Origin of the sequence: Roseomonas sp. KE2513, assembly GCF_016107305.1 — a bacterium.
Classification (GTDB): Bacteria; Pseudomonadota; Alphaproteobacteria; order Acetobacterales; family Acetobacteraceae; genus Roseomonas.
In genome coordinates this window covers 22323-40734 of sequence record NZ_RCVR01000009.1, presented here as the reverse complement: position 1 = coordinate 40734, position 18412 = coordinate 22323, and the positions used below count along the sequence as shown (strand labels likewise).

Annotated in this window: 13 protein-coding genes; 5 read left to right on the top strand and 8 right to left on the bottom strand. The window is 72.8% G+C overall.

Translation table 11 applies throughout. From position 1 onward, the window contains the following. Positions 1-91 precede the first annotated feature (91 nt). On the top strand, positions 92-1033 hold the full coding sequence (locus tag D9599_RS11190) for a succinylglutamate desuccinylase/aspartoacylase family protein (RefSeq protein ID WP_309228605.1): 942 nt from the start codon (positions 92-94) through the stop codon (positions 1031-1033). Here the strand turns inward: D9599_RS11190 and D9599_RS11185 are convergent. The 3 genes from D9599_RS11185 to D9599_RS11175 all read right to left on the bottom strand — a co-directional run bounded on the left by D9599_RS11185 (position 1030) and on the right by D9599_RS11175 (position 6398). Continuing rightward, positions 1030-1800: a molybdopterin-binding protein gene (locus D9599_RS11185; RefSeq protein WP_198381317.1), complete on the bottom strand. Its 771-nt coding sequence runs from the start codon at positions 1798-1800 to the stop codon at positions 1030-1032. The genes D9599_RS11190 and D9599_RS11185 overlap by 4 nt on opposite strands. Before the next feature lie 355 nt (positions 1801-2155). After that, complete coding sequence (locus D9599_RS32130) at positions 2156-3154, bottom strand: bifunctional GNAT family N-acetyltransferase/(deoxy)nucleoside triphosphate pyrophosphohydrolase (RefSeq protein ID WP_309228604.1); 999 nt, start codon at positions 3152-3154, stop codon at positions 2156-2158. 40 nt (positions 3155-3194) lie between these two features. Then, positions 3195-6398: a ribonuclease E/G gene (locus D9599_RS11175; RefSeq protein ID WP_232480388.1), complete on the bottom strand. Its 3204-nt coding sequence runs from the start codon at positions 6396-6398 to the stop codon at positions 3195-3197. A gap of 831 nt (positions 6399-7229) precedes the next feature. Between D9599_RS11175 and D9599_RS11165 the strand changes: the two genes are divergently transcribed. From D9599_RS11165 to D9599_RS11150, 4 genes are all read left to right on the top strand, one after another. Then, on the top strand, positions 7230-8372 hold the full coding sequence (locus D9599_RS11165; RefSeq protein ID WP_198381316.1) for an N-acetylmuramoyl-L-alanine amidase: 1143 nt from the start codon (positions 7230-7232) through the stop codon (positions 8370-8372). A 229-nt stretch (positions 8373-8601) separates the two neighbouring features. Continuing rightward, entirely contained in the window at positions 8602-11217 is a 2616-nt protein-coding gene (locus tag D9599_RS11160) for a penicillin-binding protein 1A (RefSeq protein WP_198381315.1), read from the top strand. Between the two features lie 101 nt (positions 11218-11318). After that, entirely contained in the window at positions 11319-12449 is a 1131-nt protein-coding gene (prfB, locus tag D9599_RS11155) for a peptide chain release factor 2 (RefSeq protein ID WP_084697821.1), read from the top strand. Next, positions 12446-13036 (top strand): DUF1643 domain-containing protein, encoded by a 591-nt coding sequence (locus D9599_RS11150; protein ID WP_198381314.1) that lies wholly within the window; start codon positions 12446-12448, stop codon positions 13034-13036. The genes prfB and D9599_RS11150 overlap by 4 nt, the downstream gene beginning before the upstream one ends. Here D9599_RS11150 and D9599_RS11145 read toward each other — a convergent pair. Genes D9599_RS11145 through D9599_RS11125 form a run of 5 tightly spaced genes read right to left on the bottom strand, consistent with a single transcriptional unit; the run spans position 13028 to position 18317 of the window. Continuing rightward, complete coding sequence (locus tag D9599_RS11145) at positions 13028-14089, bottom strand: ROK family protein (protein ID WP_198381313.1); 1062 nt, start codon at positions 14087-14089, stop codon at positions 13028-13030. The genes D9599_RS11150 and D9599_RS11145 overlap by 9 nt on opposite strands. A gap of 53 nt (positions 14090-14142) precedes the next feature. Continuing rightward, positions 14143-15279 carry an MFS transporter gene (locus D9599_RS11140; protein ID WP_198381312.1) on the bottom strand — a complete coding sequence of 379 codons (1137 nt, stop codon included), beginning with the start codon at positions 15277-15279 and terminating at the stop codon, positions 14143-14145. Beyond that, the gene (locus D9599_RS11135; RefSeq protein WP_198381311.1) at positions 15276-15812 is read right to left on the bottom strand and encodes a GNAT family N-acetyltransferase; all 537 of its coding nucleotides are present in this window, start codon (positions 15810-15812) and stop codon (positions 15276-15278) included. The genes D9599_RS11140 and D9599_RS11135 overlap by 4 nt, the downstream gene beginning before the upstream one ends. Before the next feature lie 40 nt (positions 15813-15852). Next, positions 15853-17499, bottom strand: coding sequence for an AMP-binding protein (locus tag D9599_RS11130; protein ID WP_232480387.1), 1647 nt, complete (start codon positions 17497-17499; stop codon positions 15853-15855). Continuing rightward, positions 17499-18317: an enoyl-CoA hydratase gene (locus tag D9599_RS11125; RefSeq protein WP_198381310.1), complete on the bottom strand. Its 819-nt coding sequence runs from the start codon at positions 18315-18317 to the stop codon at positions 17499-17501. Before D9599_RS11125 ends, D9599_RS11130 begins: the two co-directional genes overlap by 1 nt. Between the last annotated feature and the right edge of the window lie 95 nt (positions 18318-18412).

Here is an 18412-nt window from a genome sequence, read left to right as displayed (position 1 = left end):
GCAGCGGGAGACCGGGAATGACACGACGCCGTCAACCAGCGGCCGCGTTCCGCCGCCCGGCGCCGCCGGACAGGCCAGGCCGCGCCGCACCGTGACCGAGGATGCCTCTGGCTTCCAGGTGCGCGTGCCCGTGCCGGATCTCGGCGTGGCAGCCCGCGGCAATACCGGAATCCAGGGGGTGTGGCGTTTCGACTCGGGCGTGGCAGGGCCGCAGGCCGTCATCGTCTCTCTTATCCACGGCAACGAGTTCACGGGGGCCGCCGTGCTGGCGCGGTTGCTGTGCGCGGGCCCGCGCCCCGTCCGGGGCAGCCTGACCCTCGTCTTTGCCAACCTCGACGCCTTCGCCCGCTTTGACCCGGCGGACCCCACCCTCTCCCGCTACGTGGACGAGGACCTGAACCGTGTCTGGAGCCCGCAGCACCTGGACGGCCGGCGCGACAGCCTGGAACTTCGCCGCGCCCGCGCGCTTCGCCCGGTGGTGGAGGCAGCCGACGTGCTGCTCGACCTCCATTCCATGCTCTGGCCCTCCGACCCGCTGATCCTGGCCAAGGCGACGCCGGTGGCGCTGGATCTGGCGCGCGCGATCGGCATCCCCGGTACCATCGTGGCCGATTCGGGCCACCCCGAAGGGCCGCGGCTGATCGACCACGCGCCCTTCATCGCTCCTGGCACACGCCGGGCCGCATTGCTGGTCGAGGCCGGGACGCACTGGGAGCCGGGCACCGAGGTGGTGGCGGAGGCCTGCGTCAGTGGCTTCCTGCGCGTCCTCGGCATGGCCCCGGTGCCCGCCGCGCCCTGCGGCGACGCCTCCGTCTGGCGCGTCACCCGTGCCGTCACCGCTGTCTCGCGCCACTTCGCCTTCACGGGCAGCTTCCGCGGCGGCGCGGTCATCCCGCGCGCCGGCACCCTCATCGCGCGCGACGGGGCGGCGGAGATCCGCACGCCGCACGACGACTGCATGCTGGTGATGCCCAGCCCGCGCGTGATGCGCGGGCACGTGGCGGTGCGCCTGGCCGCGCGGGCGGAGAGCTAGGCCGCCGCCGGCTCTCCCGGAATGGGCTCCTTGCCGTCGGCGCGGATGAGCGCGGCGATCTCGGCCGCGGCGGCCTCCAGCGCGGCCTCGTCCGTGCCCTTGGCGACGAGCGCCACGCCGTTCCCGCCCTCCCGGTAATAAGGGTAGGAGCCGATATCGAGCATCGGGAAACGGTTCTGCACGGCGGTCAGCGCCTCGGCGATCGCGCCCTCCAGCAGCCCCGTCGCGTGCAGGGCGCGGGACTTCACGGGGGTGCCGCCCTGCAGCGTGGGGGCGACCACTTCGAACATGCTGCGCATGATCCGCGGGACGCCGGCCATGACGTAGACGTTCTCCATGCGGAAGCCGGGCGCCGACGTCTCCCCGCAGAGGATGGGCTCCGCCCCGCGCGGCAGGGTCGCCATCCGAAGCCGGGCGGCATTCATCTCCACGGGCGGGGAGCGGCGGGCGTAATCGGCCTCCATGATCGCGCGGGAGGGCTCGTGCACCTCCCAGGGCACGCCGAAGGCGCGGGAGACGCACTCGCTGGTGATGTCGTCATGCGTCGGGCCGATGCCGCCGGTGGTGAAGACATAGGTGAAGCGGGCGCGCACCTCGTTCACGGTGCCGATGATCGTCTCCGGCACGTCCGGAATCACGCGCGCCTCGCGCAAGGGGATGCCCAGCTCGCCCAGCCGCGTCGCGATGAACTTCAGGTTGGCGTCCTGGGTGCGGCCCGACAGCACCTCGTTGCCGATGATGAGAAGGGCGGCGGTGGGCTGGGTCATCTGGCGACTCTCTCGGGCGAAGCCTGCAAGGTCGCGCGCTGGGGCGCGGCGTCAAGCCCGCGGCGTGGCAGTGTTTGATCGCGCTTGCGGCCCTGGGAGAGGAAGAAGGAATTCTTCCTCTCCCAGGGCCCTCACCATCATCTTCTTTTTCAAGCTGGAATGCTTTGCGGTCGGTGCGCCTCGGGTCACGGACCCGAGGCGACTGCATGCGCAGGATGGGCGCCGGGAAAGAACCGGCCGCTGATCATCGCATCCGCGCCAGCCAGACGCAGGTCCAGGAGCCTCAGGCTCCTGGCGGGTGAGGTTCGGAGAGGGCAGCGCCCTCTCCGAGGCCGCAACGGAGGCCTAAAGAACTTCAGAGAAAGTCCCTGAGCAGCGCCACGAGCGGCGTGTCGGCGGGCGGCATCGCGTAGTCGCCGAGCCTGGACGGGCGCACCCAGGCGAGGGCCTGGCCTTCCCGGCCCTCGGGCGTTCCCCCCCAGCGGCGGCAGAGATAGAGCGGCATCAGCAGGTGCCGCCCCTCCAGCGGGTGGGAGGCGAAGGCGAAGGGGGCGAGGCAGGCGGCGGAGACGTCGATGCCCAGTTCCTCGCGCAACTCGCGGATGAGGGCGGCTTCAGGCGTCTCGCCCGCGGCAACCTTGCCGCCCGGGAATTCCCAGAGACCGGCCATGGGCTTGCCTTCCGGCCGACGGGCCAGCAGCACCCGCCCGTCGGCATCGATCAGCCCGCAGGCGACGACGAGCAGCAGGTTGGTCGCGGCCTCGGTACCGGCGGGGGGCGGCGCGGGCGGCGTGGCGGGTTCGGAAGGAGCGGAGAGTTCCGCCCGCCCGGCGCGGAAGCGGCGGACCGGAAGGCGCGCGTTGCGGGCGGTGAAGTCCTGCTCCGCCCAGCCATCCTCCTGGAAGCCGATGCGCGCCAGCACGGCGGCAGAGCGCGCGTTCTCCTCCAGCACGGAGGCATGAATCACGTCGATATCGAGATTGGCCAGCGCCCAGCGTGCCAGCCGCCCGGCGGCGCGCGGGCCGATGCCCTGGCCCCAGTGGCGCCGCCCGACCCAGTAGCCCAGCTCTGCGTGTCGCGGCGCATCGCGGGTGGTGGTCAGGCCCACGCAGCCCACCAGCGCCTCGCCCCGCATGATCGCGAGGTGCCAGCCCGTGCCCGCCTCGATCTGCGCGCGGGTGGAGGCGATCCACTCGTCCGCCAACTCGCGCGGGTAGGGGAAGGGGACGCGCGCGAGCATGCGCGCGACCTCCCAGTCGTTCACCAGCCGGTGCAGCTCGGCCGCGTCCTCCGCGCAAAGGGCGCGGAGGGTTAGGTCGTCCACGGCGAGGGGCGCGAAGATCGCGTCGCTCACATCGGCCCTCCCGGGCAGCGCCGGGCGCGGGGACGCCGGGTCAGCGGCGCCACCAGCCCTTCTTCGCCGGCGTGGCCGGGACTTCCTCGGTGCCCAGCAGCACGGGCTGCACGACGGTGCCGACCACCGGCTCCGCGCGGGGCGCCTCGGCCTCGGCCGCGGGGGCCACGGGCTCGGGTGCCTCGGGCGCCGGGGCGGGCGCGGGCATCGGGGCCTCGGCCTGCACTTCGGCCGCCGGCTCGGCCGGCGCTGCGGCGGTAGCGGGCTGGGCCGGCTCCTCGGCCGCTTCCGTCGCCGGCGGCTCGGCGGCGATCGGGATCTCGCGCAGGGTGCTGGGGGCGCTCGCCTCCTCCACCGCGTCCAGCGTGTCCATCAGCGCGTCATAGGTGCCGCCGAAGGGGTCGGCCGGGGTGGGGCCGGCGTAGCGCGGGGCAGCGTCGGCCGCGGGGCGCGAGGTGTCGCCGTCGGCGCGCGGGGCCTCGTCCTCGCGGCGGCGGCGGCCGCCGCGGCGGCCGCGGCGGCGGCGGGCATCGCCCTCGCCCTCCGGGCGGTCACCCGCCGGCCGCTCCTCCTCGGTCGGGGCGGCCTCGGCAGCCGCCTCCTCCTCGCCGGCGTCGCCGGGCGCCTCTTCCGGCAGTTCCTCGGCGGAGGACTCTTCCTCGCCTCCGGCCTCGGGGGCGCCTCCCTCCTCGCGCCGGCCGCCGCGACGGCGGCGGCGGCGACGGCGACCGCGCTCGCCATTCACGTCGCCGGGAGCGGCCTCCTCGACCGTCTCGGCGGCGCCGGAAGCCTCCTCGGGCGGGAGGATCTCCTCCTCTTCCTCGTCATCGCCGCCGCCGGAGAGGATCACCGGCTCGGGCGCATAGTCCATACGCAGCGCGGGCATCGCGGCGGGCGCGGGGACCGAGGTCTGCGGCCGCGTGCGCTCGATCCGGTTCGCCGCGGCGGTCATCGTCGCGTCGGGCTCGAAGATCACGCACATGGCGTGGCGGCTCTCCACCGCCGTCAGGCGCTCGCGCTTGCGGTTGAGGATGTGCATGGCGACCGCCGGGGAGCAGTGCACCACGATCTCGGCGGCACGGCGCTTGGCGCCCTCCTCCTCGATGGCACGCAGCACGTGCAGCGCGGCGCTCTCGTCGGAGCGGACGATGCCCAGGCCCTGGCAGTGCGGGCAGGTGACGAAGGAGTGCTCGGTGAGGGAGGGGCGCAGCCGCTGGCGCGACATCTCCAGCAGGCCGAAGTGACTGATCCGGCCGACCTGGATGCGCGCGCGGTCGTGCTGCAGCGCCTCCTTCATCCGCCGCTCGACCATCGCGTCGTTGCGGCTGCTCTCCATGTCGATGAAGTCGATGACGATGAGGCCAGCGAGGTCGCGGAGCCGAAGCTGGCGCGCGATCTCGTCCGCCGCCTCGAGATTGGTGCGGAGCGCAGTGTCCTCGATGTGCCGGTCGCGCGTGGCGCGGCCCGAGTTCACGTCGATGGAGACCAGCGCCTCGGTCTGGTTGATGACGATGTAGCCGCCCGAGCGGAGCTGGACCGTCGGGGACATCATGGCGTCGAGCTGCTGCTCCACGCCAGCACGGGCGAAGAGGGGCATGCTCGGGTCGCGGTAGAGCTTAATCTTGCGCTCGTTCTGCGGCATCAGCATGCGCGTGAAGTCGCGCGCCTGGCGGAAGGCGTCCTCGCCCTCGATCTGGATCTCCTCGATCTCGCGCGCGAAGTTGTCGCGGATGGAGCGCTTGAGGAGGTCGGCCTCCTCATAGACCAGGGCGGGGGCGGTGGAGGCGAGGGTTCGGGTGCGGATGTCGTCCCAGAGCCGCAGCAGGTACTCGCAGTCGCGCCGGATCTCGGGCTTGGGCCGCTGGGCGCCGGCGGTGCGGACGATGATGCCCATGCCGCGCGGCAGGCCGACCTCGTCGATCACCTCGCGCAGGCGCTTGCGGTCGGCGGCGGAGGAGATCTTGCGGGAGACGCCGCCGCCCTTGGGCGAGTTCGGCATCAGCACGGAGAAGCGGCCGGGCAGGGAGATGTAGGTGGTCAGCGCGGCGCCCTTGTTGCCGCGCTCCTCCTTGACGACCTGCACGAGGATCACCTGCCGGCGGCGGATGACCTCCTGGATCTTATAATGGCGAAGGAACTTGGAGGGGACCCGGCGCTCGCGGCGCTCCTCGTCCGTACCCTCGCGGTCCTCGCGGTCCTCGCCGCCAATGGTCTCGGGGGGCGGGGTATCGTCGGAGACGGTCTCGACCTCGTCGCCCTCGTCCTCCTCCCCGGCGCCGGACTCGGCTCCGGTCCCGATTTCGGCCACGGGGTCGCCCTCGCTCACCCGGTCCACATGCATGGTCATCGGCTGGGCCTGGGGGGAGCGAGCCTCCGGGGGCGGGGCACCGTCCTCGCCACCGCCGGTCTCGCCGGCGATGGGGGAGGGGGTGGGGTTGATCGGGGCGTCGGGCGCCGGCGGGGCTTCCTCGGCCGGGGTCACGGCGGGGGCGCCGTCCTCGCCCAGGCTCTCGCCGGGGCCGCTGAGGTCGATACCGACGGCCTGCTCGAGGGCGCTGGCGCCGGAGGCCGCCGCGGGCTCGGCCGGCGCTTCGTCGGTCGTCTCGCCGGGAGCTTCGTTCGAGGCTTCGGCGGGGGCCGCCTTGAGGGTCAGGTCCTCGGCGGTCTGCTCGCGCTCCGGCGACGCGGGATGCTCCAGGGGCAGGGCCTGTTCGATCGCCGGGGTTTCCTCGCCCGCGGCCTCGGAGCCGAGCGCCACGTCGGCGGCCTCCTGGACGGCGTCCGAGCTGGGCGATGCGACCCCCTGGCGGCGGCCGTGCCGGTCCCGGTCGCGCCCGCGGCCCCGATCACGGTCCCTGTCGCGCTCGCGGCCATTGCGCTGGAGGTCGGCATCGTCGCGGGGCGCCACGCGCTCGGCCGCGGTCTCGATCTCGTCCTCGGGGTCTTCCTCGGCGGCTTCCTGGGCCTGGGCTTCCAGCAGGCGCTGCCGGTCGGCGACGGGGATCTGATAGTAGTCGGGGTGGATCTCGCCGAAGGCGAGGAAGCCGTGGCGGTTGCCACCGTACTCGACGAAGGCGGCCTGCAGGCTGGGCTCCACCCGGACGATCTTGGCCAGGTAGATGTTGCCCTTCAGCGGGCGGCGATTCTGGGTCTCGAGGTCGAAGTCCTCAAGACGGTTGCCGTCCAGCACCACCACCCGCGTCTCTTCGGGGTGGGATGCATCGATCAGCATGCGCTTGGTCATGGAAGAGAGGGCTCCGCGCCGCGCGGGGCTCTGTGCAACCGGCGGCGGTGAGGGTTGGGGGGCCGGGAGGGGACCGGCGCGGAGCGAGGGTGACCGTCATCCGCCGCCGTTCCTTTCTCCCGCGGGCTCGGGGCCCGGATGCGCTCATGGGCAACTGAATGCCCGGGTGGGTTCGGGCAGGGGGTGCCCGTTTGCTCTCGGATGCCAGAGCATCCGATGGGTTCGTCCTCGGGCGCCGGGGCACCCGTTGTCGCGGCCCTGCGCGGACCCCTCGGCGCGGCGGTCCCCTCTCCTTTGGCAGGCGAGGGGCGCGCGCGGGCGGTCCGGCGGCTGGCGCGTCGCGGCCCACCAGGCCGCCCAGGGGATAAACCCATGAGGAGCGAGACAGGGCCCTGTCGCGCCGCGTGGCGCGCGCCGGCGAGGGCTGCTATCCGCGCGCCCGGTTCCCCGGGCCGGCTCGCCCGGCCGGAGACCGGCGCTGGCGGCGGCCCTTTGGCCGGGGTGGCGCGGGTCGGGCGTCCATCAGGTGGACCGGCGGCCGTTCTGTGTCGGCCGCGCCCGGAACCCTCCACCGGCGGCGTGCCGCCGGGGCACTGCACCATACGCAGGGGGTGAGCAGGGGGCAAGGCGCTGTGTGTGCCGCGGGACACACCGGCGGGGGAAGCGGCGGAAAGGGCTGGGACTCGCTTCCGCGTGAACGCTTGGAAGGGGGGAGACAGGCTTTGTGGCAAGGATCGGCCGCATTCGCGGTGCTACGATCCGCGGAGGATTCCCGCCGGGGATTCGGGGATGCCGGGTGCCGCCTGGCCTGGGGAGGGGTCTGCGGAAGGGATGAAGTCGTTTGCGACGCGCCGGGGTCTGCTGGCCGCGGCCCTTGCCGCCACTGCCACCGCCGCTGGCGCAGCCCTGGCCGACCCGGCCGATGCCGCCGCGCCCGCCACCCTGCGCGCCGAGGGCGACGGCGCGCGCCTGGTGCTGCCCGGCGGGGCTGCCAGCGGCTACCGCCTGCTCGCCGAGGCGCGCCCGGCCCGGCTGCTTCTCAGTCTGCCCCGGCATGGCTGGCGTGGCCCGCTCGTGCTGCCCGGCGCCGGGCCGGTCCGCGCTGCCCGCTGGGAGCCCCGCGCCCGCCGGCTGGTGATCGATCTCTCCGCGCCCGTCGGCGTGCCCGACGTGGTGCAGGAGGGCGGGGCGCTCGTTCTCTCCCTCCGCCCTGGTCCCAGCGACGCCTTCGTGCGGATGGCCGGCACCGGGCGGCCGATCGTGCAGGGCACCCCGGCGCCGCGCCCCCTGGTGGTGCTGGACCCCGGCCATGGCGGAAAGGATCCCGGCACGATCGGCGCCGCCGGCACCTACGAGAAGCGCATCGTCCTCGCCGCGGCGCAGGAGATGCGACGGCGGCTGGAGGCCGGCGGGCGCTGCCGGGTGATGATGACCCGCACCCGCGACGTCTTCGTGCCGCTCGCCAACCGGGTGGAGTTCGCCCGGCGAAACGGCGCCGTGCTCTTCGTCTCCGTCCACGCCGATTCGGCGCCGGGGGCGCGCGGGGCGAGCGTCTACACCCTCTCCGAAACGGCCTCGGACGCCCTTTCCGCGGGCCTCGCGCGGCGGGAGAACGCGGCGGATGCGGCGGGCGGGCTGAACCTGCCGCAGGTTTCAGCCGATGTGCAGCGCATCCTGCTCAGCCTCGTGCGGCAGGAGACGCGGCAGGGCTCGGTGCGGCTGGCGAACATGGCGGTGGGCGCCCTTCGCCCCCGCGTGCCGCTGCTGCCCAACACGCACCGCCAGGCGGCCTTCGCCGTGCTGAAGGCGCCGGACATCCCCTCGGTGCTGGTGGAGATCGGCTTTCTCTCCAACCGGCAGGACGAGGCGCAGCTCAACCGGGCGGATCACCGCGCGGTGGTGGCCACCGCCCTCGCCTCGGCGGTGGAGGACTATCTCGAGCGCCCCGGCCTCGGCATGGCCTCCTTCGGTTAGGCCCACTTCGTCGAAGACCGGCCGGACCGATTCGCCCCGGCCGCTCGGGCTACGTTTCGGACTGACCGGTCCCGCGCGGAGGTGTTAAACCCCGGCCCCTGAGACCTGTGCTAGAAGCACCGCTTCGCCCCTTCGGGCGCGGCGCGGGCTGCCATGGCCCCGCCCGCGGGGCTCGCGACACGACGGATGACGGATGGGCCGCCCCGGCGGGGCCGCCATGAGGATTGGGATGGCTTCGAGAGATCTCCGCGCCGAACGGCCCCTGGTGGGCGAGCGCCGCCCGCGCGGCGCCGATCCCCTGCGTTCCGGCGGTGGTGGTGACGGCACGGAGCCGCCGGTGCCGCCGGCCGGCCCCGCGCCCCGCCCCGGCAAGCCCCGCCCGCGCCGCGCCATCTGGCTGCGGCGCACCGTGGGCTTCGTTTTCGCGGTGGGCATGATCGGCGTGGTGGTCGGCGGCATCGCCGGCTACGGCCTCTGGCGCAGCGCGACGGCCGACCTGCCGGACCATGCCTGGCTCGCCGATTACCAGCCGCCGCAGATGTCGCGCATCTACGCCGCCGACAGCCGCCTGATGGCCGAGATGGCGATCGAGCGCCGGGTCTTCGTGCCGATCGCCGCCATCCCCAAGCGCGTGCAGCAGGCCTTCGTCTCCGCCGAGGACCAGAACTTCTGGACCCATGGCGGCGTCGACCCACTGGCCGTCGCCCGCGCCGCCTTCACCAATCTTGAGCAGCTCGGCACCGGCCGGCGCAGCATCGGCGCCTCCACTATCACCCAGCAGGTCGCCAAGAACATGCTGGTTGGGGCGGACCGCACCATGATGCGCAAGGTCCGGGAGGCCATCCTTGCCCAGCGGCTCGAGGGGGCCATGAGCAAGGAGCGAATCCTTGAGATCTACCTCAACGAGATCTTCCTCGGCGCTCAGGCCTATGGTGTGGCGGCCGCTGCCCAGAACTATTTCAACAAGGGCCTCGACGAGCTGACGATCGGGGAGATGGCCTTCCTCGGCGCCCTTCCAAAGGCGCCGAACAATTACAATCCCAATCGCCACCCCGAGGCTGCCAAGGCCCGGCGTGACTGGGTGATCGAGCGCATGTTCGACGACCGGGCCATCAGCCGCGCCGAGGCCGATGCCGCCAAGGCCGAGCCGCTGATCGCCCGCGGCCGCGCCCGCCCCGACCTCGTCGCGGTCGGCCAGTACTTCACCGAGGAGGTGCGGCGCGACCTGAACGCCCGCTTCGGGCCGGAGCAGACGACCATGGGCGGCCTCGTGGTCCGCACCTCCATGGACCCCAAGCTGCAGGCCGCGACCGAGAAGGCGCTGCGCGACCACCTGATGGCCTATGACCGCCGTCGCGGCGGCTGGCGCGGGCCGGTGGCCAAGGTCTCCCCCGCCGCTGCCGAGTGGATGCCGGCGCTGGAGGGGGTGGCCCGTGTGCCCGGCATGCTCGCCGAGTGGCGCCTGGCCGTGGTGCTGGAGGTGAACGCCCGCGAGGCCCGCCTCGGCTGGGCCGAGCGCCCCGCGCCCCGCGCCGCCGCCCAGCCGCGCGAGGGCCGGATGGCCTTCGAGGACATGGCCTGGGCCCGTCCCGTGCGCGACGGCCGCCTCGGCGCCGTGCCGCGCCGCATGCTGGACGTCGTCTCCGCTGGCGACGTGGTGATGGTGGAGACGACACCGGCCACCGCGGGCCGCAACGCGCGCGGCGAGCGGCTCGTGCTGCGCCAGATCCCGGAAGTGGAGGGCGCCGTGGTCGCCCTCGACCCCGCCACGGGCCGCGTGCTGGCGATGTCCGGAGGCTTCGACTTCGGCAAGTCCTGGTTCAACCGCGCGACCCAGGCGCTGCGCCAGCCCGGCTCCTCCTTCAAGCCATTCGTCTATGTCACGGCGCTGGAGCAGGGCATCCCGCCCAACCAGCAGCTGCTGGACGCGCCCTTTGAGATGAACACGCCCCAGGGCGTCTGGCGGCCGGGCAACTACGGGGACCGCACCTCCAACGGTTGGGTGACGATGCGGACGGCCATCGAGAAGTCGCTCAACCTCGTGACCATCCGCCTCGCCCAGGAGGTGGGCATCGACAAGGTGGCCGATACCGCCCGCCGCTTCGGCGTTATCCCGAACATGCCTCGCGTGCTGTCGATGTCGCTCGGCGCCGGGGAGACGACGGTGATGCGGATGGCCGCGGGCTACGCCGCCTTCGTCAACGGGGGCCGTGGCGTCGAGCCCTCCCTCATCGACAGCGTGCAGGACCGCTTCGGCCATGTGGTGTGGCGCAACGACGCGCGGCGCTGCCAGGGCTGCGACGCCGATGTTTCGGCCGGGCCGCCCCGGCTGGCGGATGCTCGCCGTCAGGTGGTGGACCCGATCGCGGCCTACCAGATGGTCTCCCTGCTGCAGGGCGTGACGGCGCGGGGCACGGGCATCGCCGCGGCCAAGGGGCTGAACCGCCCCGTGGCCGGCAAGACCGGCACCACCAACGACTACTTCGACAACTGGTTCGTGGGCTTCACGCCGGACATCGTGGTGGCCGTCTGGGTCGGCTTCGACGACCCGCACAGCCTCGGCGAGGGCGAGACGGGCGGCGGCAACGCGGCGCCGATCTTCAACGAGGTGGTCGCGGCGGCCCTGCAGGACAGTCCGCCCGTGCCCTTCCGCGCGCCGCCGGGCGTCGCGCTGGTGCGGGTTTCCACCAGCAACGGCCAGTCGATCCTGGAGCCCTTCAAGCCCGGGACCGAGAACGCGGCCCGTCCGCCCATGGGCGGCAACGTCGCCGCGGGCGGGGATGCCGGCCGCTCCGCCGGCAGCACGGCCTCGGCCGTGGACAGCAGCCTGGGCGGGCTCTACTAGGGCCAGCCCGGGCTCCCCATCTGGGGAAGCACCCGCAATACAAGGAGATCGGATCGGCGCCTCCCGATTCGACCGGACCTGACGACTGGACCTGTTGAACCATGCGCGCCGATGCCGAGGGCCTGAAGGCCCAGATCGCCGATAGCGTGGCGCTCCTGCGCCGCCACCTGAACTGGGACGCCGCCCTGGTGCGGTTGCAGGAGCTGAACGCGCGGGCGGAGGACCCCTCCCTCTGGAACGACGCGGCGGCGGCGCAGAAGATGATGCGCGAGCGCACGCGGCTGTCCGACCAGATCGACGGCGTCCGCCGCATGGAGAGGGACGTCAACGACGCGCTTGAGCTGATCGAGATGGCCGAGGCGGAGGGGGACGCCGCCATGGCCGATGCCGCCGTCGCCGACCTCCACGCCCTAGCGGCGGAGGCCAAGCGCCGCGAGATCGAGAGCCTGTTGTCGGGCGAGGCTGACAGCAACGACGCCTATGTCGAGGTGAATGCCGGCGCCGGAGGCACGGACGCGCAGGACTGGGCGGAGATGATGCTCCGCATGTACACGCGTTGGGCCGAGGCGCACGGCTACAAGGTGTCCATCACCGAGCAGAGCGAGGGCGACGAGGCCGGGATCAAGTCCGCAACCATCCAGGTGAGCGGCCCCAGCGCCTATGGCTGGCTGAAGACCGAGATGGGCGTGCACCGCCTCGTGCGGATCTCGCCCTTCGGCGGCAATGACAAGCGGCAGACAAGCTTCGCCTCCGTCTATGTCTATCCGGTGATCGACGACAAGATCGAGGTAGACATCAACCCGGCGGACCTGCGCACCGATACCTTCCGGGCCTCGGGCGCCGGCGGGCAGCACGTGAACAAGACCGAGTCGGGGGTTCGCTTCACGCATATCCCGACAGGGATCGTGGCGGCCTCGACGCAGGACCGAAGCCAGCACAAGAACCGCGTGATCGCGATGAACATGCTCCGCGCGCGGCTCTACGAGCTGGAGTTGCAGAAGCGCGAGGCGGTCTCCGCCGCGACCGAGGCGGGCAAGACCGATATCGGCTGGGGCCACCAGATCCGGTCCTACGTGCTGCAGCCCTACCAGATGGTGAAGGACCTGCGGACGGGCGTGGAGAAGGGCAACCCGGCGGCCGTGCTCGACGGCGACTTGGACGACTTCATGGCCGCGGCGCTGGCCAGCCGCGTCGGCGCGACGCGCTCCGAGGCCAGCGCCAGCGCGCGGTGACGGACGACCTGTTTCCTGCAGCGGCGCGCCCGCAGGACCGGCACGATCCCGGCGGCAAGGTGCGGCTCAGGATCGGAGGCGAGGTGGTCAGCCGCGCCGAGTTCTCGCCGGACGGCCGCTACCGCACGGTGCTGGAACGGCGCTGGGACGGGCTTCCCTTCGGCAGTCCCGGCGTTTGCGCCTGGATCATGATGAATCCGAGCACGGCGGACGAGACGGTGGACGACCCCACCGTGCGCCGCGCGCGCGACTTCACGCGGCGCTGGGGGTATGGTGCCATGGTCGTGCTGAACGCCTTTGCGCTGCGCGCGACCAAGCCCGCGATGCTGCTCGAATGCGAGGACCCTGTGGGGCCGGGGAACGATGCCGCCATCGCTGAGTGGGCGGCGCGGGCGGACCGGGTGGTGGTGGCCTGGGGCCTGCCGCCGAAGCGACTGCGCGGGCGGGCGCTGCAACTCGCGGCGATCCTGGAAAAGGCGGGCGCGAAGCCGCTGGCGCTGAAGGTGACGGCGGACGGCCAGCCCGGCCATCCGCTCTACATCGCAGGCAGCGCGGAGCCTCGGCCCTGGGTGCCGCCCTCAGCCTGAGCCGCGGTTGGTGAAGCGGGCATTGCCCAGGCCCGTGCCGATGGTCAGCACGCCCCAGTGCTCCACGTCCCGCGTGTTCGGGATCTCGCTCAGCCCCTGGAGCACGGCGTCGTTGTGCATGATGATGACGCTGGGGTGGCCGCCGATCTCCGGGATGGCTTCGGCGATGGCGCTCGGCAGGTGAAAGCGGCTGCTCTCCCAGTTGCCGGGGAGGTTCTGCCCGCCGCGGTCGATGGAGCCGTCCTCGCGGATGATGCCGGGGCAGCCGATGCCGATGAAGGGCGCGAGGGAGCGATGCTTGCTCTCGGCCAGGTCGATCATTCCGCGCAGCATGGCGACGATCCGCTCCACCGCCTGCTCGCGTGTCGGGTCGTCGCCGCGGTGGCGCCAGAGTTCCAGCCCAACCACCTTGGCGGCCGAGAGGTCGCGCGCCTTCCTCAGGTTCAGGTCCACGAGGCCCGCGCGGATGTTCGTGCCGCCAATATCGACGGCCAGCAGGCTGTCATGGCCGGAGAAGATCCAGCTCGGCGCCAGCTGCGCGGCGCCGATCAGCGCGGCCTCGTCCGGCTCGTGGGTGATCGGCACGAGCTCCACGCCCGTCCCCTCCGCCTTCAGCAGGAGGGAGGCGCGGCCGATGGCGAGCTTGCCGATGCGGCTGCCGCTCATGCCACCGCCGACGACGATGCGCTGGGTGTCCTTCCAGCCCTTGTGGCGGAGGAACCGGCGCGTGACGCTGGCCAGCTCCTGAGCGAATTCCTCGATCACCCCGTGGATGAGCGCGGCAGCCTCGGGGCGCTCGTCATTCAGGAGCTTCTCCAGCCGACGGTTGGAGACCTCCTCCGTCTCCGTCTCACCCAGCGGGTCCTCGTCACCGAGCTTGTGCAGGCGTTCGCGCCAGTCGTCGAGGATCGCGCGGAAGGCGCGCTTGCTGGCGCGGTCGCCGATGAAGCCGTCCTTGTCGCGAAGCTCGGCGTTGTAGGCGTCCAGGATCACATGGGGCAGGTGCGACGACGCGTGCCCGCTGGTGGGCGGCGCGATGGCATGGTCCGGCATGCTTCGATGGTTCCCCTCGGTGCAGGGGAGGAACGCTGGCGCCGCAGCCGGGTTCAAACCCTCCCGGATGGGCGAGACCGGGGCCGCCTCACCGCGAGGCTGGCGGCCGCCAGCAGGGCGGCGGCCCCGCCATAGATCGCCAGCGCCGGCAGCACCGGGAAGAGCGGGCCGGCGAGCAGCGGCCCGGTCCCGGCGCCGATGTCCCGCCAGGTGGCCTGCCGGGCAAGCGCCGGCACGCGCGCGCCACCCGGGTTCTCCGCCGCCACGAGCGGGCCGGGCAGGGGCTGCACCACCGCGCGCAGCAGCACGGTGGAAAGGGCGCCGGCCCAGAGCAGCGCGCCGCCCAGTCCCAGCATCAGAAGTCCGGCCGCCGAACTGAGCGAGAGCAGCACCAGCGCCCGACGCGCGCCCAGCCGCCCGGCCAACCAGCCGCCGGCGGGGGAGAGGAGGATCTCCGCCGCGTAGCGGAGCGCAAGCGCGCCGCCGGCCGCGAGCGTTGCCCCGTGCGGCAGCGCGCCCGCGGCGAGGACGGAAAGGCCGATGATGAAGATCCCGTCCATCGCTAGGCCGAAGGTGAAGGACCAGAGGTCGAGGGCGCCGGGCAGGGCGAAGCGCGGCCCGGCGGTGGTGCGCCCTTCCGGCGTGACAGGCAGGCGGGAGGCGAAGAGGATGGCGGGGAGGGAGATCAGGCCGAGGATGAGGAAGACCGCGCGCGCGCCGGCCCATTCCGCCAGCAGCGCGCCGCCAAACAGCCCGATCATCGGCCCGGCAGCCACGATGGAGCGGGACCAGCCGGTGCGCCGCTCCGCGCCATCCGGCAGCGCTGTCGGCAGGGCCTGCACGGCGATGTTCATCGCGGCATAGGCGAGGCCCCAGAGAAGGCGGGCGGCCAGCAGGGGCCAGACGCCGGAGAGTAGCGCGTAGCCGGTGGTGGCCAGGGCGGCGCCACCGGCGGCCAGCATGCAGGCGGCGCGCGGGCCGCGATCGGCGTAGAAGCGCGCGACCCAGCCGTAGCCGGCGATCCGGACGAGGCGGTTGGCCGCGAGCAGCAGCCCGGCCTCCGGCAGGGTCACGCCGAAGGTTGCGGCGTGCAACGGCAGCAGGAGGTAGAGCACCGTGTCGCCCGGCAGGGTGAGGGCGAGGACGAGGGCCGAGTTCCGCGTGTCGCGGTCGGCCTCCGCCGGGGTCACGGGCGGGTCGGCGGGGTGGTGTCGCTTGAACCCAGGGGGCGGGTCATCAGCACGGTGTCGAGCCACATCTCGTGCTTCCAGCCGATGGAAGGGATCACGCCCGCGTGGCGGAAGCCCAGCGCCTCGTGCAGCCGGATGGAGGGAGCGTTGGCGGAATCCCCGATCACCGCAACCATCAGGCGGAAATCCGCGGCCTCGCAGCGGGCGATGAGCGCTTCCAGCAGGGCGCGGCCAGTACCGCCCCTGGTGACACCCGGCGCGACATAGACCGAGTTCTCCACCGTGTGGCGGTAGGCCGGGCGCGGGCGGTAGGCGGAGGCATAGGCGTAGCCGAGCACCGCCCCCGCCTCGCCGGTCGCGACGAGATGTGGATAGCCGCCCGCGAGGATCGCCTCCCGCCGTGCCGCCATCTCCGCCTCCGAGGGCGGAGAGAGCTCGAAGGAGGCGCGGCCGGTCCTCACCCAGTGGGCGTAGATGGCAGCGATGGCGGGGATATCTTCGGGGCGGCTGTCGCGAATGGCGGGCGCGGTCATGCAGCTGTCATGCAGCGCGCCGCCACGTGCCGCAAGCGCGCTAGGTCGCGACTTGGCCCTCCCGCACCGCCTTGCGCAACGGCACCTTCTGCAGCTTGCCGGTGGAGGTCTTGGGCACCTCCTGGAAGAGGATCCGCTTGGGCACCTTGAAGCCGGCCAGGATGCCGCGGGCATGGGCGATGAGCTCTTCCTCGGTCACCAGCGCCTCGGGCTTGAGTTCCACGAAAGCCCAGGGCACCTCGCCCCATTTCTCGTCCGGCGCCGCGACCACGGCGGCGACAGCGACCGCCGGGTGCTTGTAGAGCGCGTCCTCCACCTCGATGGAGGAGATGTTCTCGCCGCCGGAGATGATGATGTCCTTCGCGCGGTCCTTCAGCTGCACGTAGCCGTCCTTGTGCTTCACGCCGAGGTCGCCCGTGCGGAACCAGCCGCCGGCGAAGGCCTTCTCGGTCGCGGCGGGGTCCTTGAGGTAGCCCTTCATCACGGTGTTCCCGCGCATCGCCACCTCGCCCATCGTCACGCCGTCTGCCTGCACGGGGCGGTCGTTGGCGTCGAGCACGTCAAAGGCCTCTAGCGTCACGTAGCGCACGCCCTGGCGCGCCATCAGCGCGGCGCGCTCGGGGCCGGGCAGGGCATCGTGCTCGGGATGCCACTCGTTGACCACGGAGGGGCCGTAGCACTCGGTCAGGCCGTAGATGTGGCGCACGGTGACGCCGGCGGTGTCGGCGGCCGCCAGCACGGCCTCGGGCGGGGAGGCGCCGGCAACCGCAAAGACGAGGCCCGTGCCCGCGACGCGCGCGGGGTCGTTCACCAGCGTCTGCAGCACGATCGGGGCGCCGCACATATGGGTCACGCCATGCGCCGTGATCCCCTCCCACATCGCCGGGCCCCGCACGGCGCGCAGGCAGACATGCGTGCCCGAGACCGCGGCGACGGCCCAAGGGAAACACCAGCCGTTGCAGTGGAACATCGGCAGCGTCCAGAGATAGACGGGCGCCGGGCCGATGCCGCAGGCGAGCAGGTCCCCGATGGCGCCGAGATAGGCGCCGCGGTGGTGATAGACGACGCCCTTCGGCCGCCCCGTGGTGCCGGAGGTGTAGTTGAGCGCGATGGCGTCCCACTCGTCGGCCGGCGGCTGCCAGGCGAAGGCGGGGTCGCCCGAGGCGACGAAGGCGTCGTAGCTCTCGCCGCCCATGCTGTGGGGGAAGCGCGCCTCCGGGTCGTCCACCTCGATGATCAGCGGCTTCGTCGTCGCGATCTCCAGCGCGCGGGAGAGCACCGGCACGAACTCGCGGTCCACGACGACAACCTGCGCCTCTCCGTGGTCGAGGATATAGGCGATGGTGTCGGGATCGAGGCGGATGTTGATCGTGTTCAGCACCGCACCCGTCATCGGCACGCCGTTGTGGCACTCGATCATGGCGGGAATGTTGGGCAGGATCGCCGCCACCGTGTCTCCGCGCCCGATGCCGCGCGCGGCGAGGGCGGAGGCGAGCCTCACGCAACGGTCGCGGTGCTCGCGCCAGGTCATGCGCTGCGCACCGTGAATGACCGCGACGCGGTCGGGGAAGACTGCCGCCGCGCGCTCCACGAAAAGCAGGGGCGTGAGGGCGCGGTGGTTGGCGGGGCCCTGCGGCAGCGCATCATAGGCCGCCTTGGCGGGGAGAGGCGTGGGTTCCATGTCCATCAGCGATGCCTCCATTGCGGGGTCCGGCGCTCGAGAAGGGCGCCGATGCCCTCGGCCGCGTCCTCCGCGAGAAGGTTACTGACCATGGCCGCCGCGGCGACCTCATAGGCTTCCGCGAGGGGCAGGCCGGCCTGGCGGTAGAAGCTTCGCTTGCCCAGCCGCACCGCGAGCGCCGAACGGCCAGCGATGCGCGCGGCAAGCGCCGCCGCCTCCGCCCGCAGCGCGCCTGCCGGCACCACGCGGTTGACGAGGCCGATGCGCCGCGCCTCCTCGGCGCCGATGGCCTCGCCCGTCAGCAGCATCTCCATCGCGGCCTTGCGGGGGACGGCGCGCGAGAGAGCCACCGCGGGGGTGGAGCAGAAGAGGCCGATATCGACGCCCGGCGTGCAGAAGCTCGCCGTTTCCGAGGCGAGGATCATGTCGCAGGCGGCGGCGAGCTGGCAGCCGGCCGCCGTGGCCAGCCCTTCCACCGCGGCGATGACCGGCTGGGGCAGGGCGGGGACGGCCTGCATCACGTCCGCGCAGCGCGCCATCGAATCCGCGAAGAAGGCGCGGCCGCCATCGGGGTCGGCGAAATGCGCCGTGATCTCCTTCAGGTCGTGCCCGGCGCAGAAGACCGGCCCCTCGGCCGCGATGACGACGCAGCGCACGGCCTCGTCCGCCGCGATGTCGCGCAGCGACGCCGCCAGGGCATCGAGCAGCGCGACGGAGAGGCCGTTCCGGGCATGGGGGCGGTTCAGGATGAGGGTGGCCACCCCCGCCGCATCCTCCCGCAGGAGCGTCGGGGCAGGGCCCGCCTCGGCGAGGCTGTCGGGCAAGCTTGTTTCCTCCGGGGCGGGTTGTTCCGCCTCTCGTGCCCATCATGCACCGACAGGGCGCAGGCCATCCAGAGCCACTTGGCCGCCGCAAAGAA

Coding starts and splice junctions, on each gene's coding strand:
- D9599_RS11185 (WP_198381317.1), bottom strand. CDS start 1,800: ATGACCCAGCCCACCGCCGCCCTTCTCATCATCGGCAACGAGGTGCTG.
- D9599_RS11175 (WP_232480388.1), bottom strand. CDS start 6,398: ATGACCAAGCGCATGCTGATCGATGCATCCCACCCCGAAGAGACGCGG.
- D9599_RS11165 (WP_198381316.1), top strand. CDS start 7,230: ATGAAGTCGTTTGCGACGCGCCGGGGTCTGCTGGCCGCGGCCCTTGCC.
- D9599_RS11160 (WP_198381315.1), top strand. CDS start 8,602: ATGGCTTCGAGAGATCTCCGCGCCGAACGGCCCCTGGTGGGCGAGCGC.
- prfB (WP_084697821.1), top strand. CDS start 11,319: ATGCGCGCCGATGCCGAGGGCCTGAAGGCCCAGATCGCCGATAGCGTG.
- D9599_RS11145 (WP_198381313.1), bottom strand. CDS start 14,089: ATGCCGGACCATGCCATCGCGCCGCCCACCAGCGGGCACGCGTCGTCG.
- D9599_RS11135 (WP_198381311.1), bottom strand. CDS start 15,812: ATGACCGCGCCCGCCATTCGCGACAGCCGCCCCGAAGATATCCCCGCC.
- D9599_RS11130 (WP_232480387.1), bottom strand. CDS start 17,499: ATGGACATGGAACCCACGCCTCTCCCCGCCAAGGCGGCCTATGATGCG.